Source organism: Cytophagales bacterium, from assembly GCA_033344775.1.
GTDB lineage: Bacteria > Bacteroidota > Bacteroidia > Cytophagales > Cyclobacteriaceae > JAWPMT01.
On sequence record JAWPMT010000007.1, the window covers coordinates 15793 to 37278 of the forward strand.

General features: G+C 40.5%; 28 protein-coding genes. 7 read left to right on the top strand and 21 right to left on the bottom strand.

Translation table 11 applies throughout. From position 1 onward, the window contains the following. Positions 1–50 precede the first annotated feature (50 nt). The 5 genes from R8G66_32030 to R8G66_32050 all read right to left on the bottom strand — a co-directional run bounded on the left by R8G66_32030 (position 51) and on the right by R8G66_32050 (position 3924). Positions 51–623 carry an AraC family transcriptional regulator gene (locus tag R8G66_32030; protein ID MDW3197051.1) on the bottom strand — a complete coding sequence of 191 codons (573 nt, stop codon included), beginning with the start codon at positions 621–623 and terminating at the stop codon, positions 51–53. A 640-nt stretch (positions 624–1263) separates the two neighbouring features. Then, a complete protein-coding gene (locus R8G66_32035) occupies positions 1264–1728 on the bottom strand; it encodes a hypothetical protein (GenBank protein ID MDW3197052.1) in 465 nt (154 codons plus the stop codon). Between the two features lie 464 nt (positions 1729–2192). Then, complete coding sequence (locus R8G66_32040) at positions 2193–2495, bottom strand: hypothetical protein (protein ID MDW3197053.1); 303 nt, start codon at positions 2493–2495, stop codon at positions 2193–2195. Between the two features lie 11 nt (positions 2496–2506). Next, positions 2507–3487, bottom strand: a complete 981-nt coding sequence (locus tag R8G66_32045) for a sodium-dependent bicarbonate transport family permease (GenBank protein ID MDW3197054.1) — start codon at positions 3485–3487, stop codon at positions 2507–2509. A gap of 101 nt (positions 3488–3588) precedes the next feature. Beyond that, on the bottom strand, positions 3589–3924 hold the full coding sequence (locus tag R8G66_32050; protein ID MDW3197055.1) for a hypothetical protein: 336 nt from the start codon (positions 3922–3924) through the stop codon (positions 3589–3591). Positions 3925–4023: 99 nt separating this feature from the next. On the opposite strand from R8G66_32050, the gene R8G66_32055 reads away from it, so the two are divergent. Continuing rightward, the gene (locus tag R8G66_32055; protein MDW3197056.1) at positions 4024–4710 is read left to right on the top strand and encodes a Crp/Fnr family transcriptional regulator; all 687 of its coding nucleotides are present in this window, start codon (positions 4024–4026) and stop codon (positions 4708–4710) included. Between the two features lie 39 nt (positions 4711–4749). On the opposite strand, the gene R8G66_32060 is transcribed toward R8G66_32055, so the two are convergent. Further along, the gene (locus tag R8G66_32060; GenBank protein ID MDW3197057.1) at positions 4750–5178 is read right to left on the bottom strand and encodes a Fur family transcriptional regulator; all 429 of its coding nucleotides are present in this window, start codon (positions 5176–5178) and stop codon (positions 4750–4752) included. Positions 5179–5237: 59 nt separating this feature from the next. Here R8G66_32060 and R8G66_32065 point away from each other — a divergent pair, with 59 nt between their 5' ends. Genes R8G66_32065 through R8G66_32080 form a run of 4 tightly spaced genes read left to right on the top strand, consistent with a single transcriptional unit; the run spans position 5238 to position 8868 of the window. Further along, positions 5238–5639, top strand: a complete 402-nt coding sequence (locus R8G66_32065; protein ID MDW3197058.1) for a Fur family transcriptional regulator — start codon at positions 5238–5240, stop codon at positions 5637–5639. Between the two features lie 51 nt (positions 5640–5690). Continuing rightward, a complete protein-coding gene (locus R8G66_32070; GenBank protein MDW3197059.1) occupies positions 5691–7841 on the top strand; it encodes a TonB-dependent receptor in 2151 nt (716 codons plus the stop codon). Between the two features lie 4 nt (positions 7842–7845). Then, entirely contained in the window at positions 7846–8445 is a 600-nt protein-coding gene (locus tag R8G66_32075) for an isoprenylcysteine carboxylmethyltransferase family protein (GenBank protein ID MDW3197060.1), read from the top strand. 57 nt (positions 8446–8502) lie between these two features. Next, a complete protein-coding gene (locus R8G66_32080; GenBank protein MDW3197061.1) occupies positions 8503–8868 on the top strand; it encodes a glyoxalase superfamily protein in 366 nt (121 codons plus the stop codon). A gap of 433 nt (positions 8869–9301) precedes the next feature. Here R8G66_32080 and R8G66_32085 read toward each other — a convergent pair whose 3' ends face one another. Beyond that, on the bottom strand, positions 9302–10066 hold the full coding sequence (locus R8G66_32085; protein ID MDW3197062.1) for an MBL fold metallo-hydrolase: 765 nt from the start codon (positions 10064–10066) through the stop codon (positions 9302–9304). A 108-nt stretch (positions 10067–10174) separates the two neighbouring features. Between R8G66_32085 and R8G66_32090 the strand changes: the two genes are divergently transcribed. Continuing rightward, entirely contained in the window at positions 10175–10354 is a 180-nt protein-coding gene (locus R8G66_32090; protein MDW3197063.1) for a hypothetical protein, read from the top strand. A gap of 122 nt (positions 10355–10476) precedes the next feature. Here the strand turns inward: R8G66_32090 and R8G66_32095 are convergent, their stop codons facing one another. Together R8G66_32095 and R8G66_32100 are read right to left on the bottom strand one after the other, a co-directional pair. Next, entirely contained in the window at positions 10477–11130 is a 654-nt protein-coding gene (locus R8G66_32095; protein ID MDW3197064.1) for a hypothetical protein, read from the bottom strand. A 169-nt stretch (positions 11131–11299) separates the two neighbouring features. Then, positions 11300–11539 carry a hypothetical protein gene (locus tag R8G66_32100; protein ID MDW3197065.1) on the bottom strand — a complete coding sequence of 80 codons (240 nt, stop codon included), beginning with the start codon at positions 11537–11539 and terminating at the stop codon, positions 11300–11302. A gap of 59 nt (positions 11540–11598) precedes the next feature. Here R8G66_32100 and R8G66_32105 point away from each other — a divergent pair, with 59 nt between their 5' ends. Then, positions 11599–11826 (top strand): helix-turn-helix transcriptional regulator, encoded by a 228-nt coding sequence (locus R8G66_32105; GenBank protein ID MDW3197066.1) that lies wholly within the window; start codon positions 11599–11601, stop codon positions 11824–11826. Between the two features lie 26 nt (positions 11827–11852). On the opposite strand, the gene R8G66_32110 is transcribed toward R8G66_32105, so the two are convergent. The 12 genes from R8G66_32110 to R8G66_32165 form a co-directional block, all read right to left on the bottom strand. After that, positions 11853–12719, bottom strand: a complete 867-nt coding sequence (locus R8G66_32110; protein MDW3197067.1) for a hypothetical protein — start codon at positions 12717–12719, stop codon at positions 11853–11855. A gap of 47 nt (positions 12720–12766) precedes the next feature. Continuing rightward, positions 12767–13939 carry a hypothetical protein gene (locus tag R8G66_32115; protein MDW3197068.1) on the bottom strand — a complete coding sequence of 391 codons (1173 nt, stop codon included), beginning with the start codon at positions 13937–13939 and terminating at the stop codon, positions 12767–12769. A gap of 192 nt (positions 13940–14131) precedes the next feature. Further along, positions 14132–15049 (bottom strand): helix-turn-helix domain-containing protein, encoded by a 918-nt coding sequence (locus R8G66_32120; protein ID MDW3197069.1) that lies wholly within the window; start codon positions 15047–15049, stop codon positions 14132–14134. 78 nt (positions 15050–15127) lie between these two features. Continuing rightward, positions 15128–15526 (bottom strand): VOC family protein, encoded by a 399-nt coding sequence (locus R8G66_32125; protein ID MDW3197070.1) that lies wholly within the window; start codon positions 15524–15526, stop codon positions 15128–15130. 187 nt (positions 15527–15713) lie between these two features. Next, positions 15714–16013 (bottom strand): hypothetical protein, encoded by a 300-nt coding sequence (locus tag R8G66_32130; GenBank protein MDW3197071.1) that lies wholly within the window; start codon positions 16011–16013, stop codon positions 15714–15716. A 52-nt stretch (positions 16014–16065) separates the two neighbouring features. Beyond that, a complete protein-coding gene (locus tag R8G66_32135; protein MDW3197072.1) occupies positions 16066–16476 on the bottom strand; it encodes a YHS domain-containing (seleno)protein in 411 nt (136 codons plus the stop codon). Between the two features lie 43 nt (positions 16477–16519). Then, the gene (locus tag R8G66_32140; protein ID MDW3197073.1) at positions 16520–17386 is read right to left on the bottom strand and encodes an ABC transporter six-transmembrane domain-containing protein; all 867 of its coding nucleotides are present in this window, start codon (positions 17384–17386) and stop codon (positions 16520–16522) included. Positions 17387–17397: 11 nt separating this feature from the next. After that, positions 17398–17847, bottom strand: a complete 450-nt coding sequence (locus R8G66_32145) for a YHS domain-containing (seleno)protein (GenBank protein ID MDW3197074.1) — start codon at positions 17845–17847, stop codon at positions 17398–17400. Positions 17848–17952: 105 nt separating this feature from the next. After that, positions 17953–19230 (bottom strand): DUF4331 family protein, encoded by a 1278-nt coding sequence (locus R8G66_32150; protein MDW3197075.1) that lies wholly within the window; start codon positions 19228–19230, stop codon positions 17953–17955. 104 nt (positions 19231–19334) lie between these two features. After that, entirely contained in the window at positions 19335–19808 is a 474-nt protein-coding gene (locus tag R8G66_32155; protein ID MDW3197076.1) for a hypothetical protein, read from the bottom strand. Positions 19809–19898: 90 nt separating this feature from the next. Then, entirely contained in the window at positions 19899–20381 is a 483-nt protein-coding gene (locus tag R8G66_32160) for a hypothetical protein (protein ID MDW3197077.1), read from the bottom strand. Positions 20382–20507: 126 nt separating this feature from the next. Next, positions 20508–21335: an AraC family transcriptional regulator gene (locus R8G66_32165; GenBank protein MDW3197078.1), complete on the bottom strand. Its 828-nt coding sequence runs from the start codon at positions 21333–21335 to the stop codon at positions 20508–20510. Between the last annotated feature and the right edge of the window lie 151 nt (positions 21336–21486).

Consider the following 21486-nt stretch of genomic DNA (forward strand, 5'->3'; position numbering starts at 1 on the left):
GCATTTAACCTAGATCAATCGGATAATCAAATCATTGCAGCATCGAATCATCAATCCATCAAACCATCAATAGGCTTGCGAAGGGGTTTTCTTAGTTTCTTAAACTCACTGGGAGACATGCCGGTAACCTTTTTGAACTGATTGGAAAGGTGTTGCACACTGCTGTAACCGAGTTCATGAGCAATCTGACTGGAATTCAATTCATCGTACACCAGTAGCTCCTTTGCTCGTTCTATCCTCTGGAGAATCGTGTAGCGCTCGATGGTGACACCTTCCACTGAAGAGAACAGTTGACTAAGGGTCTTGTAATCTTTCCCTAACTGCCTTTCCAGATAAGTAGAATTGTTGGTTTCCAAATGCTCTGTCTGACGATGGATCAAATCAATGATCAGTTGTTTAATCCGCTCAATCAACTGGCTCGACTTATCTTCCAGTAGTTCAAACCCTCTGACCTCCAGACGTTCCTTGATCGCCGATTTATCCTTTGAATCCAGTTCTTGCCCCAAAGCCACTTCTCCCAGGTGAACCGACATCACGGGAATCCCGGAATTCCCAAATTCCTCTTCGACCGCCTCAATACAGCGGTTACAGACCATGTTTTTGATATGTAGGATGTGGTGCATTGATTTCACATTGTCAACACAAAATTATCAGTATTCATTTTTCGATCTTATTGAACGAGCTCAGAAGCGCTTCATTGATCTTAAAAGGTTCATCAACGCCAAATCATTCCCAGTTATCGAAATTTGGAAACCTAAATCAATTATACGGTTCATTTTAGAGGTGCCATTAAATATGGCTTAGACAAGTACTCAATAGTACAACACAATGAAGAAGGGGCCAGTCCCCTTCTTTGCTTCATTATAAGGCACATTATCTAAACTTATTCACTTAAAGAGCATCAAACTCAAATTTGACGAGGGCTTTGACCAGCCTTTTCTATCTTGTGATTCTAGTTTTTTAACTAGGTTAATTTGAAATGAATGAGTAGTCAACCCGATTGGCTGCTCATTCTTTTTTTGAATCATGATATTTCAAGTGTCTTGATTACCTTTAGTTTAGATATAAACTAGGTTAATTTGAGTAATGAGAAGTCAAAGCATATTGGCTTCTCATTCTTTTTTGGATCCTCTATCGACCGATTTCATATCGCTACGAAACATTTAATTTCCGTACTTCATTCAACTCAAAAGAAGAATAGACAACACGGCCGCTATTGCTAATAACCACCACCAGTATACTTTTCTCTGAGAACCTTCCAACTCAATTGAATTTTATAAGGTAATGGTCTTCTTCAGTTGACAATTTGAAGAAATTAGTGGCAATAGCAGCTTGTGGAATTAATAAATCGTCCCTATATACTTTTAGAAATGCCAGGCTACTAGAAAGTAATTCAGAATTGAACAAGCGCAATTGATTTTCTGAAACGTTTGACGAATCCAAACCAATAGCTAGCATTGAACTTAATAAATATCTTTTATCAACTTCATTCGCATAAATTCCAGCTTCCAGATGGTGAGACAAACCCTTTTCCGAATACCTTTTATGGACAACTGGCAAATGCCAGTCCAATAATTGGACATTAGCTGCTTCTTTTGAGGATCCTGCACTCTGGAACAACCAAAGGTTCAATGGCGGAAGACCTTCGCGACAATAAGGAGTATTAAGATTCAGAAGGTTAATCATTGACGACATGCCCATTTCATTTCTAAAGGTCTTATATGCCATACGAAGTGGTATGTCCACCGAATACCTAGTATTCCATTCAGCTTCGACATTGAGTATCTTCTGACTGGAGTCTAGTTCAAAGTAAAAGGAAACTGCAGACCTAAGACCATTGGAAATAATGACAATAGGATGCTGATCTAAAGAAAGCGTAATCCAGGAACTGTGCAATGTCAACGTAAATGATGACTTGCACAGAGAGCTTGAAACAGGTTCCAGATCAAGTACGGATTGGTTGAATTCAATCGAATCCACCTCCATAACAACATGGTCTAAAATGACCCTTTGCCCCTTGGAATCAGATGAGGATCTCCCTTGCCCCACAACCTGCACAGTCGTTAAACAGGACAGGGAAATCAACAACTGACAAGCTACTAGTTTGATAGTCCGAGACTTCATTACTACATAATACATTTTCTAGGATGCTGATTATTCCTGATCAGCCTTCACAATTAATCATATCAGTTCTACTCTTTGATTCCCATATGTCGAATTACAGGTACTGTGAACAATACACCACTCCGATCTTCTAAGTACTTTCTTAGGTCCTCAAAAATCTCATTTACAACCTGTTCTGTAACCAGACAAATAATAAGCGTATTTCGAGTGGTAGGCAATAAACCCTCTGAGAGATGTTCACCAGTTCTTATGCCTTTACCTCGGAATATTTCTAATGCGGTATATCCATTGACGCCTATCTCCTCTAAGTGATTGACAAGTTGTTCGAGGTAAGAATTTGAGATAATGATTTCTAGTTTTTGTAATTCCATTTCGCAAGCGTTTAAGACCAGATTAATTGAATGAGAAAGTAATAAAGAGGTATACCAACTGAGATATTGAAGGTAAAAGTGATGCCCAATGACATAGGCAAGAGAATACTCATGTTTACCTGAGGTACCGCCATTCGCATAGCAGCAGGAACGGCAATGTATGAGGCACTTGCAAGCAAAACTGTTTGTAAAAGAGCGTCCCCGGGACTATAACCCAGCGCATTGGAAAGCAGGATGGCCAAAACCCCGATTATTGGTGGAAATAGCGTTGCAAAAGACACTACAAATCCCCCAGCTTTTTTCAACTCCTTTATACGTCTTGCAGCCAATAAACCCATGTCTAACATGTATAAACTGAGCATGCCGAAAAAGATCTCGTTGACAAAAGGTTTCAATTCCTTTTCTCCGGCTTCACCGGCGACATAGCCAATAACAAGGCTTCCGACAAGGAGTAAGACAGAACCATTAAAAAAGGCTTCGCTCAAGATATGCTTTAGCCCCCCTTTATTCGGCTGTGTTTGACCATCTCCTTTACTATTCATCCTGATCAGGATCAATCCCGCTATTATGGCTGGAGATTCCATTAACGCCATGCCTGCAACCATATAACCTCCAAAGGACTCTCCCTGAGATTCAAGGAAAGCGGTTGCCGTGGCGAAAGTAACAGCAGAAATAGACCCATAAGTTGCAGCTACTGCGCCAGCATCATAGGAACTAAGCTTTTGTTTAAGAATGTAAAACATGGCAAACGGAATCAGGAATGAACCCAATACACAAACCACAATCACAAGTAACACTTGAGCACTGAAGCCACTATGAAACAACTCCTCTCCTCCTTTAATGCCGATATCAAATAGCAGGTAAATGCTCAGAAATTTGGCAATTTGAGGAGGAACCTCAAGGTCTGATTTAACAAATATGGCGATCATCCCAAGGAAAAAGAATAATGTAGCGGGATGAGCAAAATTTTCTAATATAGTATGAAAAGACATGCTAATCTTATGCTTTATAAAATCTGTAAAATGAAGAAGGGTTTACCTGATGTTGCAATCAGGAGTGAAGGAATCCAGGATGGATTCACCTTAGGGTATGATTAGCAGTGTGGCACCTTCAAGCAGCAGTACTCAATGAACAATGGTGTAGCTCTGGTTGGAGGGTCAAACTTTTGAGTATTGATTTCCTTGGTGAAGAATCTTGCAAAACGACCGGAAACCGAAACACCGGAGGAAGATAGAAAACCACCAACCCCCGAAAGAATTAAATTAAAATATCCTTTGCCCTCCTGTCCTTCTTTCAGCTCCTCTCTTTCAACCTCTCGACTTTCTACGACCTCCTCTTGTTCCAGATAGATGATCTTGGAATCTGAAAGAACCATTGCCCCGAAAAGAAGCAGTGAAATGAAAGTCAATATGGTTTTGTTTCGAATCACATGACAAAGGAATAAAGCTCAGAACGGAAAAAATAGGACTTAATAATTGTCAAAATGTGATAAATGTTACATTTTGAGCCGGCTCAAATCACCTGAATTTTGAAGATCGACATTAAAAAGTTTGATTTCGAAAGCGATAAAATCCTTTCTTCTCTGCTCCCTGCTGAAAAAGAGCTTTTTCTGAAACATACTGAAGAACTCCTCTTCAAAAAAGGTAAGCTAGTCTTTTATGAAGGCGGAATTCCCACAGGTGTATTTCTAGTGGAAAGCGGTCGGGCAAAAATCTACAAGACGGGTTTGGACGGTAAAGATCAAATATTCTATATCTACAAGGCCGGAGACCTTTTTGGATATCATGCACTTCTATGCGACGAACATTATGAAGATTCTTGCGAAGCTTTGGAAAAATGCAGAATATCATTCATCAGCAAAGCCAATTTCAATCAATTGCTGAGAGACATTCCTCGCCTCAATCAATTGCTCATCCAAAACATGAGTCATGAATTTGGAGTGCTGGTAAACACCATAACGGTCCTTGCACAGAAACCACTTCGCGAACGACTGGCATTGTATCTTCTGATTTTGGATGAAAGGTACCAGGGGCAGGATGGAAATATTTTACTCCCTCGAGAAGATCTGGCAAACATTATTGGTACTGCAAGAGAGAGCTTAGGTCGCTTACTCAAAGAATTTAAAGAGGGATCATTAATCGAAGTGGACAATAAAATCATCCGCATTACTAATGCTCCCAAACTGTTGAAAATCGCCAGTTCGGAATACTTTTAGCTTCAAAATTTGGCAGTATAGTCTTCGAGTACCTAAAGCTTAGGAACTTTTAACACAATCCTCACAAATCCCCTCAATTATCATATTGGTATCCTTGACCTGATAGCCCTCTGGTAAGGAAATAGAAGGTATGGTCATGTTATCCAGGCATTCTGTCTTACCACAATTGTTACACTTGAAATGAACATGGTTGTGATCATGATGATCTGGTGAACAGGTGTCATGACAAAGGCCATAGCTCGCAATACCTGATTCCGAAGGCACTTTATGTACTATCCCTGATTCCAGAAAGCTGAGCAGCGTTCGATAGATAGTAGCCCGATCATGTTGAGGAAATTGCTTCTCCATGTCACTACGAAACATTGTTCTATTTTTCTCGAACAGGAAATTAAATACATCCAATCTACAATCAGTGACTTTCAGCCCGTGAGAACGTAAAACCTTTTTGTATTCCTCGTCATTTCGCACGGGTCAAAATTAGTGATGCTCCTCAAAATGAAGGGTGCTGTTTTTGGTAACTTTGCTTTGTGCTCGAAGAGAAACTAGAACACCGGAACATCAAACCCACTAGCATGCGCCTGTTGGTACTACGCCAATTGGTGGAGTCCGGTGCTGCTTTGAGCTTGAAGGATCTGGAAGCCAAGTTCGAACGAGCAGACAGAGCAACCCTGTACAGGACCCTTAAAACCTTCGAAGAAAAGAAACTCATTCACAGTATCGATGATGGTACCGGCGTTGCCAAATATTCACTCTGTGAGGAAGGCTGTGAGTGTGAGCCTCAGGATCAGCACATCCATTTTCACTGTCTAAAATGCGGTGAGACCTATTGCCTCATTCAGTCCAAAATACCTCAAACACAAATCCCTTCAGGTTTCAAAGCTGCAAGTGCGAGCATGGTCTATAAAGGCACTTGCGCCAATTGCAGCTGATCAGGGGAAGTTTGCAACCAGGTTGCACGCCCTGGTTCCTATCCTTGTATTGTGAAAATCATATTGATGTGGCTTGCCTTCCTTATTGGGACATTGGTGCAAGCCCAAAACACCTTTAAAGCCCGCGTCATTGATGCGGAAGAAAGCGAACCTCTCTTTGGAGCCACAGTAAAAATAGGCCCGAACCAGGGAGCTGTCACGGACATCAATGGCTACGTTGAGATCAATAACATCAATAGAGACACGATCACCGTTTCTGTTTCATTCGTTGGCTTCAAGCCCTTTAAATCAAGTTATGTACTTCCACTAGCAGAGATACAGACCATTGCATTGAAAGAAGGTGAAGAGTTAGAAGAGATCATTGTTACCTCCACACGTAGCAGTAGAACCATTGACGACATTCCTACCAGGATTGAAGCCATCAGTTCTGAAGAGTTGGAAGAGAAGGCCATCATGAAGTCCTCGAATATTGCCATGGTCCTCCGGGAAAGCACCGGGATTCAAATGCAACAAACTTCCGCCAGCTCGGCCAACCAAAGTATTCGAATCCAGGGTTTGGATGGTCGATACACTCAGATTTTGAAAGATGGTTTTCCACTATTTGGTGGCTTCTCGAGCGGTCTTAGCATTATGCAAATACCTCCCCTGGATTTAAAACAAGTAGAAGTCATCAAAGGCAGCAACTCGACTCTGTTTGGAGGAGGAGCTATTGCGGGATTGATCAATCTGGTTACTTATACTCCGGAGGAAGAAAGAATTGCTAAGCTCATGGTAGACCAAACACAAGCGCGAGGGACTACCCTCAATGGTTTCTATGCTCAACGTTTCAATAAATTCGGAATGACCTTTTACGCGTCCGCTAACAGACAGGAAGCCTATGATCCAAATGGGGATGACTTCAGCGACATTCCGCGAATCAGAAGTTTGACCCTCAATCCTTCGCTATTCTATTATCCCTCGGACCGCTCAAGTCTACGACTCACGTTCAACGCAACCCTTGAAAATAGGCTAGGAGGGGATATGCAAGTGATCAAGGACAATCCCAATGGAATTCATCAATTCACGGAAGAAAATCTGTCAGATCGCTTTTCTTATCAGCTGACCTATCTTAATCAATTCGATGATAGCAGATCGGTCACGATTAAGAATAGTCTTACCTTTTTCGAAAGAGAAATCACCGAACCGGACTTTCAATTCATGGGAAAGCAATGGTCCTCTTTTAGTGAAGTTTCATACAATTTCGGTACTGATAAATCGAGCTGGATTTCAGGCCTGAACCTCTACACAGATCGATTCGAAGAGACGCCTTTCGATTCTTTGGATCGAGACTATGATTACACCACATTTGGAGCATTCACACAAAATATAATTGATCTCTCTGATCAGCTGGCATTAGAAAGTGGTTTGCGCTTCGATTTCGACCTGGAGTATGGATTCTTTGCTTTACCCAGGCTTTCACTTCTTGCACAATTCAATGATCGCTGGTCTGCAAGAATTGGTGGTGGTTTAGGATACAAACTACCGACCATCTTTACCGAAGAGGCCGAGAACCTCACTTATCAAGGCATCTTGCCTATCAATGGTGCCATAGAAGCAGAAAGATCGATAGGAGGCAATCTGGATTTCAACTATCAAACCTTTATTGGCGAGGAATGGACATTCTCTTTCAATCAGCTTTTCTTCTACACCCAGTTAAATGAAGCGTTGGTATTCCGAACGAACAATTTAGGTCAGTTCTTCTATGAAAATGCGAATGGACCAGTTACCAGCCAGGGAATAGAAACCAATATCAAATTAGGTTTCCAGGACTTTAAGCTATTTGTCAACTACGCCCTTATCGACACCCGATTAAAATATGATAACCTGAACAATCAAAAACCACTCACACCCAAACACAATATCGGTTCGGTTTTCATGTATGAAGTAGAAGACAAATGGCGCATAGGCTATGAGGCCTACTACACAGGCAGGCAGTTTAGAAATGACCGCTCTCAGACGGATGACTATTGGATGATGGGATTCATGGTCATGCGAAAGATCAACAACCTGAGTATATACATCAACTTTGAAAACTTCACTGATACACGGCAGCACCGCATGGAGAGCTTCCAGGTTGATTCTCATGTCAAACCCGATTTCCCGGAGATATGGGCTCCTACGGACGGTAGAATCATCAATGCAGGTTTCATCTTAGAACTATGACATCATGAACTTCTATCAAATTTTTCTTCCTGTAGCTTCCTTACTCTATTTGTTGCTGGTGTTCGTTCTCAGGTCTTTCATCCTTTGGAAACAGACCAGGGTGAATCCGCTTGTTTTTGGGAACACAGACAAAGCCCATGATTATATTGGTCGCGTTTATAAAGTAATGGTGCTAGGTACCTGGATCTCGATAACCTTATTTTCCTTTTTCCCTAATCAATACCCGTTTTTGTTACCTATCGAATACCTGGAGTCCGACCAATTAAAGTTTGCCGGATTGGTCCTATTGTTTGTATCGTTCCTTTGGACAAGCATAGGACAATATCAGATGTCTGGATCGTGGAGGATCGGAATCGACTATGAAGAAACGACCAGGTTGGTCAGCAATGGGCTCTTTAAGTATTCTAGAAACCCCATTTTCCTGGGAGTCCTGATCTCTTATCTCGGTACTTTCCTGATCATTCCAAACATCCTAAGCTTTTCGATAATGTTAGTAACATTCGTTACGATCCAAACACAGGTGAGATTGGAAGAAGAGTACCTTGAATCCGTTCAAGGCAAGGAATACATAGAATACAAATCACAGGTAAGAAGGTGGCTTTGATCAATGACCATGTAACATCACTTTTTTACTTAATCACAGGTTCACTAACTTCCATCAATGGAAGCGCAAGAGATCATTCCGATACTTCGAATGTTTGATTATCAAAAGGCCGTAGAATTCTATGTGGATTGGCTGGGATTTGAAATCGACTGGGAACATAAATTTCATGATAATGCACCTCTTTACATGCAAGTATCGAGAGGAGGAATTATACTTCATCTTTCGGAACATCACGGTGATGCGTCACCAGGAGCCAAGATCTTTATCAACTGTACGGGTCTGAAGGAATATCATAAGGGTCTCAAGAAGAAGCAATACAAATACAATAATCCAGGGATCAGTAAAATACCCTGGCGAGATGTCTGTATGGAAGTCAATGATCCATTCCACAACATTCTAGTGTTCAATGAGAAGAAGACCTGAAAACAAAAAAAGCCACACATCAAAGACGCATCGCTTCTCATTAAGAACCAGCTATGGAAAATACCTGCCCGTCGGCAGTGTTTACAAACTGGGGGATCAACGATTACCCATAATAATGCTCGAGATTATGGCTATTCTTATGTTTAAGGTAGTAGGACAAAGAATGCTTCTCTCGGCATAGATTCCGATGGCAAGTGATTAGTTATAAGAAGGAAAATCCCAAGGAGTTTGAATTCGCATTTGGAATACATGGCAACCACAGTGACCTTTCACATCCTACATTACACCACTTTATATTGATTGCTTTGGTATTCCTGGCATTCTTGAACCTGCTTTTTGTCCGTTGCGCCTCAGGCAAGAAAACACATAAATTCACTGACAATTTACCTGCTTATAAAACCAGTTAAAGATCGAAATTGACTGATAAATTAATCTAAGCACCAAGTTCTAAGATCTGACCATCAGCTGGGGTAAGTATGGTTACGTTCTCATGGATAGCAGCTTCATTCAATTGCTGCCTTGTAACTGTACAATGATCCAGAGCTTGCAAGTGTACAGCAATTATAGTAGCATTGGGTGCCTTTTTAGCAACCAAAAGGGTCTCATCTACGTCCATTAAAATTCTTTCGTTACCTCCTCTGAATAATGCGCCACCAGAATTCGTTATGATAATGTCAGGACGATATTGATCGATGTAACCTTCAATCTCCTGGTCCCAAATACAATCACCAATAAAATAGATGGTAGGGTGATCTTCCGCTTGCAGAATGAAACCCGAAACTTCTCCAAGCATCTCCAATAGATTATCCGGGCCATGCTTACCACTGGTTCTTACTATAGTTATACCATTATAATTGTAGTTGGAGTCAATAGTTATCGCATGCTGAAATCCGGCCTTTGCAACGACTTTTTCATCGGCAGGTTGATTGAAAAAGGAAATATCCTTAGGTAAATTTTTTATGGCCGCATTGTCAAAATGGTCGGGATGTGAATGAGTAAGTAACACTGCATCAATATCACTTATGATCTCGCTTAAAGGAAGTGGTAAATCTAAAGTAGGATTCAGCTGTTGATCAGGGACTACAAATGATCGTAAACTATGCTTTTCTGACAACATTGGATCAAGCAAAAATATCTTGTCTGCATATTTCACTTTCAGTGTTGCATTTCTAATCAGTTGTATGCTTGTGGCTCCCATTATCAAACAGTTATTGAGCCTCCAAAAATAAGAGAGATTGAATTCTTCAGGGTATTTTCTAAAGTCTGGCCACAAAAGCACCGCTTGAGGAAAAATAAGTGTAACGTGATGTCGGAGATCTTACTATCTCGATACGACCTGTTCATTTCTCAGGGAATGCTCACGCACCTAACAACCAACCTCAATAGCAACGAGATCGAAGAACTTTATGGTAACAGGGTAAGAAGCAGAGTCCGCGAAATGATGAACTTAGTTGGATATGAGAATGGGAAGGATAAAAGACACTGACAAGAGCAACGAAATAATATCGAATAACCTCCTTCCTTGAACGTCTTTTGAATAATTGCTAATGGATTTGATCAACAGGCTCTTCCCAAATAAATGAGTAATCATCTTGAGCATACCAACTATTAAGAGCCATTCTTTGGCTTCTTTTTTCTCCGTCTGGGTTTGTTAGAATATTCTTTGAAATCCTCTTCGGCCTTGAATTCTAACTTTCGCTTAGCATTCCAAAATGCTTCAATAGGCGTATCAAAAAGAGTATTTTCAAGAAGTTCGACATCTCTATCTTTGACGAGTTCGGTAAATTCGTTTAAAATTAAATACCCTCTTTTGTTACTGGGTTCACTAATCCCAGGAACAACGTTGACAAAATACTCTCGCTCCTCTTCTTCAAATAGTACTTTCACGATTGGGTTGAACTTTGGAAGTTCATTCGTCGAGTTATTTGTGGACTTGACTAGATATTTGGTCTCGTCTAGCGGATCTTGAATAGGTCTACCCCATCCGTCAGTTGAATAAGGTGGTTGTTGTCGTGACAATTGTATCCTAATTTCAACATTTCCGCCCTCTGGATCGTCCGTAAAATAGTATTCCGAGAACTCAGCTTCAATTTTCTCCTCAATTTCCCAATGTTCATACTCTGCTTCAAAGTTTATGTCAATTGACCTACTAGTTTCGTAGATAAACACAGGCGATGACAGTTGCTCTTGTTTTATGATCTTCTTGATAACATCAATATCTTTCTTGTGGTAGAGTCGAAACCTAATGTCTGTAACTATCATTAACGAAAATTAAGTTGATTTCTGTTAGGCATAGTGGCTTGTAACGCCACTGCTAAAGTCTGTAGGCCAAATATTTGTTTTTTTAATCTACAATATCAGATCCCTACGCTGTTTGCAAGTTACTACTAATGCCCGTGAATTTTAGCGAATTTTATATGCCAATTTTCGTTCAGATTGGTGGTTCCGTTTCTCCTGGCTCCAACTCATCCAGGAATTCGAAGAAGAACCTCATATCTTCTATGAACCACTTAAAGTCCGGCATCAGTTCTTCGTGTTCTGTCATCAGATAGTGGAATAAGATGTATCTGAAGTTCTTGCGAAATCGAGGGATTTCAACCAGTTCAAGGAAGCGAATAAAGGAATTCAGGTGCTGTTCTGTTTGGCGAGTGTTGGATTTATTTGGTTCCATGATAGCTGTGTTCATTATAACGAACACAATGAAAACAAGAAAATTCCATATTCGCAATAGTGAACACGGAAGAAAAATATCTTGCGGATTTAGGAGCCAGAATCAAACAATTGAGAGAAGAGAAATCTTTCGATCAAAAGGCTTTCGCGTTCTATTGCGATATTGGCCGAACTCAACTGTATATGATTGAGAATGGCAAGACTAATCCGAGATTATTGACGATGAGAAAGATTGCAAATGGATTGAAAATTGATCTGTCGGAATTAGTAAATAATCTAGAAAGCTGATCATAATAAGGTATGGTGACAATTTACTAGTTGCCTGAGTTCAACTTGTTTAATCGGCCTAATGCATTTTTCAATTCACTTTTATTTGAGGTTAAAATCTTCAACCTATCAGCCAATTCAGTTAATATCACCCTTATGCTGTTCGCATATTCCAGACAATCTTTATCGCTCAAATTGTGGATACCGATACTCAAAGTTTTATGGAGCAAGGAAAGAGGATTCGTTCCATCAATCAATAATCCGTCAGGTAAATAGGGCTTTAACTTTTTCATTGATGAAGTAAATTGTGTTTCAGTCTTAGCCGTATTTAATAATTCAATGGCTTTTTTATCACTTTCAATTTTCATCAATACTTCGATCACCTTATCAATTAATCTGTTTCGTTGGTTTTCAATTACCCTTCGATAGTAAGAGAAAGCAGCAATTCCAAGGTTTTGAGATTCACATCGAATTCCTTTCAGAAATAACTCTCTATCAGGCCCAATCAACGCGATTAATTTTGAAGGTAAATGAGGACCATAAAAAGGAAATTCTCCTAGTTTTATAATATTAGCTGTTTTCTTATCATGATAAATATCGAGAAGAATCGCATAACTTTTAATATTCTCCTTACAATTCTGACATAGATATTCAATGTATACATGATCAAAAGAGGTATTACCAATTTCAATCATAGTTTGCCCTCCTAGCCACTGAAATTCATTGTGTTCAAAAAGTCTAACGCCACTGCACTTTTCGTTATCGCAGAACATTTGCAACTCAGGAGTATTAATAAACATATATGGTTTTTCCTCCCAACCAGGCGATGACTCATATACCGCATCTTGGACATTAAAATATTTTCCTGGAGGTAGATCCTGTAAAATTTCTTTCAGTGAGATTATATCCTTCATTGTTAGTTAATCTAGGGGTAGGACATTATTAAATTCTTCACATCCTTTCATTCATCCACCTTGAAGTCTGTTTCGGAACCAAAATCTTCTTTCAAAGATTCTATTCCTTTGCTTATCCTCTTTCTTAAGCCGGATTTGTAATTCTTGTTCATGTCTTCTTTGGCATAATCGATCAAAACTGGAATCAATTCATCAAGTCTCTTTTGTACCCAAACTCTATCTTCTTTCTTTAATAGAAGCACTTTCTTCATGTGATGAATTAATTTGATTAACAAACCTGTCGCCAGCTTTTCATACTCATGTAGAAGATTAAGTAGGTTGAATTCTAACATCCCGCCATTTTCATCTAGAGCTTGAATTCTCTTACCAGTTTTATCTATAGACATCTGAATAATTCTAAAGCTAGTTGTTCTCCTTGTTCCGCTTCTAAGCTCAGACAGTTCTTGGTCACTATACATATAATCTGTTGTATGGGCTCCTGCGATGTTCCTAAGTCTATAAATATCAAGAGATTCAAAAGTTGGCATTACTTGATTTCGATCAGGAAAATTTAACAGATTCGCAACTTCTTTGAAGGCATTCATTTGAAGATACACCGCATTCAGGACACCATATAGTCGTAAATAAGTTTCTCCAAAATCTTTATTCTTATTATTTAAGTCTCCGAGCTGATATCTAAATGCACTTAGAATAGCTTGTTCCGTATCCTCAATCAAGTCAATACTGGCTCTATATCTTTTCCAGTCCGTTTGTTTTTGGAATTTGAGGCGTTTTCTATATGCCTCTTCAAAATTATCTGAGTGTTGAACATCTTCACCAGCAATATTTAAGATGATAAGAAGGAGGTGTGTTAATTGCGATTTATGTGCGATTTCAGGCTTTTTCTTTTGAGGCCCTAAGTTTCTTACCTTTTTAGGTCTCAGTAGCTCAACTTCTGCTAGTTTGTTCAACTCAGAGAAAGGCCAACTTTGTTCGACTTCTGTATCTAGGTACCTTTTGAGCGAAACAAAGAATTCGATTTTATCACCCACTTTTGCTTCCAAGAATTTCCATTTAGAGGAATATTTGAATGAGTAAGGTTTGGGAATATGGAATTCCTTTGAGAAGCACATTAGTGAAATGAAATCAGTCGTTATCCCTTTCGAGTTTGTCGACTGATAAAAGCCAGCAACCGTTCCCTTAATCTTTACATCTTTTTTTATTTCTAGTTGAAGTGCCATCGTTTCTCGTAGCAGATTGCCGCTAACATCTAGGTAAGAACACCTAGCGTGCTCTTATTCATAGCACAATATAACCGACACCCCTTCTACCTCCAATCCATTTTCTGTGAAAATCAATTAGGCTAAGGCACTTTTAGAAACCGGAGCGTAGCTCAAATGGCTACGACGCGAGTGCTGGTTAGGGCACAATTACTAGTTCAAGTTTCTAAATACTCTGGGACTAACCCCCGTATGTGACTTGAAGAGATTGCTGAAATAATTGGGGTATTCAAACCCCAAAGCATAACCAATTTGACTAATGGAGTCAGTGGAGCCTAACAGCATGGTTTTGGCCTTATCAATAATAAACGTGTGAATATGTTCCTGAGCAGATTTACCGGTTTCTTTCTTGAGTAAATCACTGAAATAATTCGTTGAAAGGCTTAACTCATTCGCACAATAACTAACTGACGGAACGCCAAGTTCGACTGCCTTACCGGTTTTGAAATAATCTTTAAGTAGTCGCTCAAACTTGGACACTACGTCTGAGTTGAGGTTCGTCCTTGTATAGAACTGTCGATCATAAAACCTCAGGCAATAATCCAGCAGCAAGTGTATGTTTGAATTGATCAAACGATGGCTATGCCTATCAATGTGTTGATTGTACTCATTCACGATCTTAACAAGTATTTCTTCTATAGTATCTTTCTCGTCCTGAGATAAGTGAAGCCCTTCATTCAAATCGTAGTTAAAAAAAGAGTACTCATCAATATGATTGGCCAGGTCTGATTTGCGGATCAGATCCGGATGAAATATAAGTCTCCATGCTTCTCTGACATGCCCATCCATCTCAACATTACTTTCAAACTCCATTGCCTGCCCAGGAGCAAAAAAAAGTAGCGTTCCTTCTTCAAAATCGTAAGCATTATGACCATACATCACTTTACCACATACCCCTTCTTTTAAGACGATCAGAAACAAATCTGAAACAAATCTGATACCGTTGAATTGAGTGGTATGGCTGGAATAGTCAAATCCACGTTCAACACTTACCAATGGATGTCTCGGTTTGGATTGTCCTACCAATTGATGAAACTGACTGACGGATTTGATGTGAATGGTTTCTTTCATCCATTATTTATTTTAGGATGCGAATCCCAAGATTTGTGTTGGCTATACAAACCTTGGAATCCGGGTCAAATCTAACGATTAAGCGATTTTCTCTATTATTTCAATCAGATTTCCATCACCATCTGTGATCATAGAGGCCCTAATCCCTGCTTGTGGCACATCCATTACTGGGGCGGCTATTTGAACACCCTTTTTCTCCAATTCCTCCATCGTAGCATCTATGCTTTCAACTGAAATGGCAAAATGATTATATCCAGCAGTAATTTGCTCCAGCGGATTTGCACCTGTTTCTCGATGGTCAGGGACATTCCCTACTAATTCTATTTTGAAATGATCTCTACCAATATAGTACAATTGCAACCCAGGCATGGCGTCCACCGTCCAACTGTGAATGAACTCAAATCCAAGTTTCTCTTTATACCAGGCCATTAACTTTTCAGCATCGCTTGTGATGATACATACGTGATCATGTTCCATACTTCTTTGATTTTCTAGTGTTGAATAATGGACCAAAAATCACTTACCGTATTAATCGAAACTTAATGTAATCACTGAAATCAGTATAAAAATGACAGGTAGGGTACTTTGTGAGGTATTGCTTCTAAAAGATCCAAGTAACCACCGCTTGCTGTTTTTATCCATACTCTTGATAATCGACAAACCTTCAAGACGCTTCTAACCCTTCAATTTCATCTAGGATCAAAAGCATCAATTTCGTGACTAAAGCCCTTCCTTCGCGCAACTCCTGTAAACCTGAAGAGCTTTGACCACTCACAATCCTATACAAGGCGGGGTGAAATACCTCTTCATAATACGATTTAGTATCTGACATGGCATCAGTGGCAAAAATCATATCCAGATCTGCAATAAGTCGCAGCACTTCTGCTTGATCAAAGTGGCCAGGATATAGTCGAGATTTTAAAGCCCTGACTTTTTGAAGATACTCCCAAAGTTCAGTTGCCATCAGTATAGATTTGGTGGTCAGTTCCTTATCGTACCCTGATAGAGTGTAGCGATCAGTTATCGAACTTCTGCAAGGCAGTTTGCCAGTGGCCTTCTGCCATTTTTATTCTCTCTGCTTGTTCTGCTTCCCAGTCATCTCTGGTTTCAAGGTCGTAATTTAGATACAGTTTACCCTCTACAACCTTCCAAGCCATGGGATCAATCTCCTCTGTTTCACCCTCAGATACTGCAAAGGCGCAATAGCCTCCAAATTGTGGTGCATAAGCCTCAGGATTGGCTTTGAATAAATCACGGTTCTTTTCGCTCACAAAATACCAGTTGGCATCTTTCCACTGATAAGTGAAGTCTTTCTTTCCTTTCATAGGTTTTGAATCCGTGAAATAAGCCACAGGATCATACCCCTCAATGGCCCCATCTTCGTTACTGTAGATGTAGTCTTGTATATCTTCGATTAAGGTTATCATGATATATGGTTTTGTATTTGAATCAAAGCAGGACCTATCTTTCTCAACTATCCGGATTGATCCTTGTCCCGAGTTCCCTCAATTTTCCTATTTGCTGCAACTGTTCCGGCATTTTGTCCAGATTTTCCACAAAAGTCCAGACATAGTTGATGAGCGTGAACAGATGACCGGCAGTCACGCCTCCTTTGGTCCCCAGATGAAGGAATAGCCCCCCAAACAAAATGGCGGCCATCAGACCTATACCCAGGTAAGCTTTGGCCTCAAGATCTGATAGCTGTATCCTTCTGCCACCTATGACATGAAAGTGCCTCGAAATCGTAAGTGGTGTTCCTTTTGTGATGACCCTCGGTTCATCTTCTTGCACGTCATGAAGCCATTCGGCAAATGTTTCAGATTTCTTCACGTATCGGAAGCCAGTCAAAACTGAAATTAAAAGGGCCGCTGCAGCCATGCCTCCTATCAAGGGTTCGAGGATTACGAGCATGATTACCGCACCGGCTACAGAGACAATAGCCGTAACAAATGCAGGTACCTGAATTTCAAAGAAATCAACAAACTGCCTGGCTAATCCGGCATGCACGACCGTTGAAGATGGGGGCAACCCTTGTTTTCGTTCTGATTGGATCACCTTTCCTACCAATTCTTTATAGATATGAGTATAAACCCTTGTATCTATCGCCCTTCTCAACGCTCCAACCAACCAAAACGTGAAGATGATTGCCATCATGATGAAAGCAGTAGACAGATTACCCTCCAGTACCGCATCCAACGCAACACCCGCGATGACTGGATACAGCAGCTCCAATCCATTTTCAGCTAAGACCAACCCCCCGGTAATGGATAGTTTACCGGGATATTCCTTCACGATATCCCTTAGTACCTTGCCGGCACTAGCTTCTCCTACTTCCATGATTGCAGGGTTCAGTTATCGTCTATGTACAATACCGCAGGCCAATAAGCTTCTGCTTTTTTTATCCTTTCCTCCAGATTCGCCTCCCAGGCTTCCTGGGTTTCCCGATCGTAGTTGAGGTAGAGTTTACCGTCTACTATTTTCCAGGACTTAGGATCAATTTTATACAATGTGTTTTCGGAAACCGCATAAGCACAATAGCCACCAAATTGGGGCGCGTAAGCTTCAGGGTCTGCTTTAAAGGCATCGCGGTTCTGCGTACTGACAAAATACCACTGTGCATTCTTCCACGTGTAGGTTATTTCCCTTTTCCCTTTGACTGGCTTGGCCGCTGTGAAATATGCCACAGGATCATAACCCTTAATAGCACCCTTGCTGTCGCTGTAGATATACTCCTTTTGAGCAGATGCAGAACATGACCATAAGAATAGAATTACGTAGAATAAGCTTTGATTTTTCATGATGTTAAGAATTCAAGAAAGTATGAATGTGTAGCCAAAATGGCTTTATGCAGGACAGGTCTTCGTGATGATTTCTATTTCAACACATTGCACCTAAATAAGTAATTATCTTTTGCTTCTCCGGATCGCGAATACGATCAATAGCCCAACAGCCAGTACAGCGAAAACCGACCAGTATACCCGGTAACTAGTAATCACTGCACTTCCACTTTCCACAGGATCAGCCTTAGGTTCATTCCTGTTTTCAAGGTCAAATAACAATGCCCCTAAGGCCTCGACCTCCAGTGTTTTTTGGTCAGCTTTTAAGAAGGCATCATCAATTGGCACGATGTAAGGAAACTCGTTGGTAATTCTCTCGGGCTTGATGCTTACCTGATCATCTACAGGTTCATCAGCACCGAGCATTAGCGCTAAAGCCACGTCCATAGCATCGTCTCTTAAGTGTCTGCCATTGCGTCGATTTAGACCGTAATGTGCTTTTGTTCCAATTTCATAAGACACCACATCTGGAAGAACGATATTGGCTAAACTATCTGCGTATTTCCGAGGGTCGGATTTCATTTTTGACAGACCGACGAATAAGTTGAACGCATCAGCGACCTGTTGGCGCATGTCAAAAGTGGCCTTAGGAGATAAGGATTGCTTCTTTGTATTTGCTTCATCTCCCATCAAGTACATATGTGGGAATAGTACATGCCCGATCGTATTGACTTGATGCCAGTGTCCCATGATGAACAAATCCGATGACGCATAATAGTGAATGGTACTGGGCAACAATTCGTTAGGAATTTCCAAGGAAATGATAGCAGAATTAGAAGCGCCAAAAACGTTTCCCTCCTCACCAACATCAAATACGGACATATCAAACTCACCCTTCTCTGCAGCTTGTTTAAAACCGTCGATACCGTACGCATTGCCTTGAAAAGGATCCTGATTGGCTCCTGTGAAAAGTTTTAGGCCATTGCTAAATTTTAGGATCTTATTCACAGGACCGCTTCCGATCAAAGTTCCTTTTTCGCCCGGTTCAGTGACTGGTTTATCCGAGGCATATATACTCACCTCTTCTCCTTCAAAGGCAAAAGTTAACGTCAAACCCCGATTAAGCGTTTTGTCGTTTGCGATATGGAAGTGATACAGCCCATTATTAGAAAAATTATCGCCATTTGCCTGAGTAGTTGGATTAAAAGATAGGATGAATGCAGTAGATGTAAGGTCCTTGCTTTCAAATACCCAGATATCATGAAGATCTAGTTTGGGGTGTTTCAGTGCCAAAGAAGTCTCATAATGATGCCCGGAAGTAAGTACCACCAGCATTATTAATGCTCCTGCAACTGATACCATACTTCGTGCAATATTTATTTTTCTCGGTTTCAAAGTTCTCATATGATTAAGCTGATGATTGAGCATGGACATGACTAATCTTAAGTTTTAATCCATACTTTTGTTATCTCGTGTTATCTGATGGGCTTATTGAATTGGTTACCCGATCAGGGCTCCTGATTCAGTACAATGGCTCGGGTCTTGATCAAGCCAATGGCCATCAGTATACAAAAAGCAAAAGGCATAGGGAAAAGTGGTGCTCCGGTCTTGGTGAAAAATATATACGCCCAATAAGCATCCTGGAATCCAAGCCACAACAACGCCACGAGCATGTACCACCAGGCCCATCGGTGCCCATCTTTCAAAGCGTACCGCGCAACCATGATGACAGAAAAAGCGCCTACAACAATATTAACGCCACTAACCGATAAAATAAGGTCGAAAAAATCTCCGGAATTTGCTGATACTGCTACCATATCGTGATAACTAAAATCTAACTGCATCAATATCAAGTTCCAACTAGCTTCTCCGTTGCTTTTAGATAGTAGAGTAGTTATGATTGTGACGAACCCTGCAGTAAACGGAACAAACCCTGCGGCAAAATTCCATTTCCAATTACCATTCTCTATTTTATGTGTCATGATCAATCTGTTTTTGTGTGACAAGTGTTATTCAACAAGAGGTTTTTTGATCCCTGTTAGATTTTTATGTTATAAGACCTACCTTTATTCCTATTGAAATTCAAACCCCAGGTGAAATCCCGTGCTTACTTCGTAGCTTTTTCCAATCACTGTTCCCAATACAGGACCAAAGTGGAACCATCTTTTAAGCCGGATATTTAGTTCCGATTCAGCGTATAGCCCCCATTCATTCGTCTGGTTTTTTGGGGAATATGTTAAGTTAGGACCAGCATTAAGCGTCATCCAGCCAGAGGGATTCCAGCTACCAAGCAATGCTACACCATTGCGGGATTCACCTTCTTCAAACTTCCGAGTATAAGAGAGCCCGCCTCCCCATCTATCATTGATCCAATAAGTAAAGTGGAATTCCGTACCGGCAAAGTCATCGCCCTGCTCGAACACGTAAATGCCGGACATAATGATCTCATAAGTCCCCTTTTCATTTTCTCTCGGTGACGTGTGGTGTTCTCCTGATTGGGCAGATAAGCTGGTGGTGCATAACAAGAATAATTGAACGAGGCTTAGGAATTTCATTTATGCTTTCCTTTAGTGCATCTTCCAACCTGTGGAGATACAATTTTCATCAAAATTATTCTTGCAATCGGTCGCCCAAATGGACGGGAAGTCCATAGGTATGGACAATCAGGTCAAGCAATCCAACTATCGAGCATTCGTTGGAGCCAAGCCAAATTTCTTCTTGAAAGCACGTGTGAAATATAAGGGATCGTTGAAGCCTACCTCGTAAGCAATTTCGCTAACAGACAAAGAGGTAACCTTTAACAATTCTCTGGCTTTTTCGAGTCGTTTTGTAGTAATATAGTTGATTGGGCTGTCGCTGAATTCTTTCTTAAACTCTCGTTTGAAGGAAGACAAGCTTAAACTACAAAGACTGGCCAGTTCTTCTACGCTTAGATCAGTATAAAGATGTGTTTCTATGGTTTTCCTCAGGCGTACCCTTTTGCCGGAATATAGATCTTCAATAAGTTCCAAAATAGAATCCAGATACTTGGATTGAACCAATAGCAAAACGAGTTCCTTCATCTTCAATTCAAGAAGGTCATTATTAACCAGAGTCGGATTTTGAAAGTAGAACTCCAACGACTCGATGAATTTTGAAATGACCTCATTAGAAGCTATAACCTGACTTTGCTTTTCAAACGCTCGTTCCTGAATGATTTGAGGGAGGTCTTTGATGAAAATATTTCTCAGTACTTCTGGATATAGATGTAGCACGAATATCTCCACATGCTCCTCACTCGTTTGATTAAGCAGATCTAGGTAATGATGGCCACACTTGAACAGTACCGACTCCTGATCATTCACTTTCCCTTTGAACTCCGGAGACAACAGGTTTAGCTCCACACCTTTGAAATAAATAAAGCATCCCCTGTTATCGAAATGCAACTCGTGTCTCAAGGGTGTCTTCACCACATACTTCTCCAGAAGCACTTGGTCTTCATAATCAAAACTCAACCAATCAATAAGCATTCCTGCAAGTCATCTTAAAACCGAAGTTAATGTTCGAGATAGACTTCAACAATTTGTTCAACGACTTTAGCAAAGATCGACCACTGTTCCTCTATATAGGTTGGCTATATAAATCGATACCATACAGAAGAGGAAGTTGTTTTTTTGGGCG

Coding starts and splice junctions, on each gene's coding strand:
- R8G66_32130 (MDW3197071.1), bottom strand. CDS start 16,013: ATGGCAACTGAACTTTGGGAGTATCTTCAAAAAGTCAGGGCTTTAAAA.
- R8G66_32095 (MDW3197064.1), bottom strand. CDS start 11,130: ATGATAGTTACAGACATTAGGTTTCGACTCTACCACAAGAAAGATATT.
- R8G66_32140 (MDW3197073.1), bottom strand. CDS start 17,386: ATGGAAGTAGGAGAAGCTAGTGCCGGCAAGGTACTAAGGGATATCGTG.
- R8G66_32155 (MDW3197076.1), bottom strand. CDS start 19,808: ATGACACATAAAATAGAGAATGGTAATTGGAAATGGAATTTTGCCGCA.
- R8G66_32110 (MDW3197067.1), bottom strand. CDS start 12,719: ATGAAGGATATAATCTCACTGAAAGAAATTTTACAGGATCTACCTCCA.
- R8G66_32125 (MDW3197070.1), bottom strand. CDS start 15,526: ATGGAACATGATCACGTATGTATCATCACAAGCGATGCTGAAAAGTTA.
- R8G66_32030 (MDW3197051.1), bottom strand. CDS start 623: ATGCACCACATCCTACATATCAAAAACATGGTCTGTAACCGCTGTATT.
- R8G66_32045 (MDW3197054.1), bottom strand. CDS start 3,487: ATGTCTTTTCATACTATATTAGAAAATTTTGCTCATCCCGCTACATTA.
- R8G66_32075 (MDW3197060.1), top strand. CDS start 7,846: ATGAACTTCTATCAAATTTTTCTTCCTGTAGCTTCCTTACTCTATTTG.
- R8G66_32035 (MDW3197052.1), bottom strand. CDS start 1,728: ATGGCATATAAGACCTTTAGAAATGAAATGGGCATGTCGTCAATGATT.
- R8G66_32145 (MDW3197074.1), bottom strand. CDS start 17,847: ATGAAAAATCAAAGCTTATTCTACGTAATTCTATTCTTATGGTCATGT.
- R8G66_32090 (MDW3197063.1), top strand. CDS start 10,175: ATGTCGGAGATCTTACTATCTCGATACGACCTGTTCATTTCTCAGGGA.
- R8G66_32120 (MDW3197069.1), bottom strand. CDS start 15,049: ATGAAAGAAACCATTCACATCAAATCCGTCAGTCAGTTTCATCAATTG.
- R8G66_32150 (MDW3197075.1), bottom strand. CDS start 19,230: ATGAGAACTTTGAAACCGAGAAAAATAAATATTGCACGAAGTATGGTA.
- R8G66_32080 (MDW3197061.1), top strand. CDS start 8,503: ATGGAAGCGCAAGAGATCATTCCGATACTTCGAATGTTTGATTATCAA.
- R8G66_32165 (MDW3197078.1), bottom strand. CDS start 21,335: ATGCTTATTGATTGGTTGAGTTTTGATTATGAAGACCAAGTGCTTCTG.
- R8G66_32115 (MDW3197068.1), bottom strand. CDS start 13,939: ATGGCACTTCAACTAGAAATAAAAAAAGATGTAAAGATTAAGGGAACG.
- R8G66_32135 (MDW3197072.1), bottom strand. CDS start 16,476: ATGATAACCTTAATCGAAGATATACAAGACTACATCTACAGTAACGAA.
- R8G66_32040 (MDW3197053.1), bottom strand. CDS start 2,495: ATGGAATTACAAAAACTAGAAATCATTATCTCAAATTCTTACCTCGAA.
- R8G66_32100 (MDW3197065.1), bottom strand. CDS start 11,539: ATGGAACCAAATAAATCCAACACTCGCCAAACAGAACAGCACCTGAAT.
- R8G66_32160 (MDW3197077.1), bottom strand. CDS start 20,381: ATGAAATTCCTAAGCCTCGTTCAATTATTCTTGTTATGCACCACCAGC.
- R8G66_32085 (MDW3197062.1), bottom strand. CDS start 10,066: ATGGGAGCCACAAGCATACAACTGATTAGAAATGCAACACTGAAAGTG.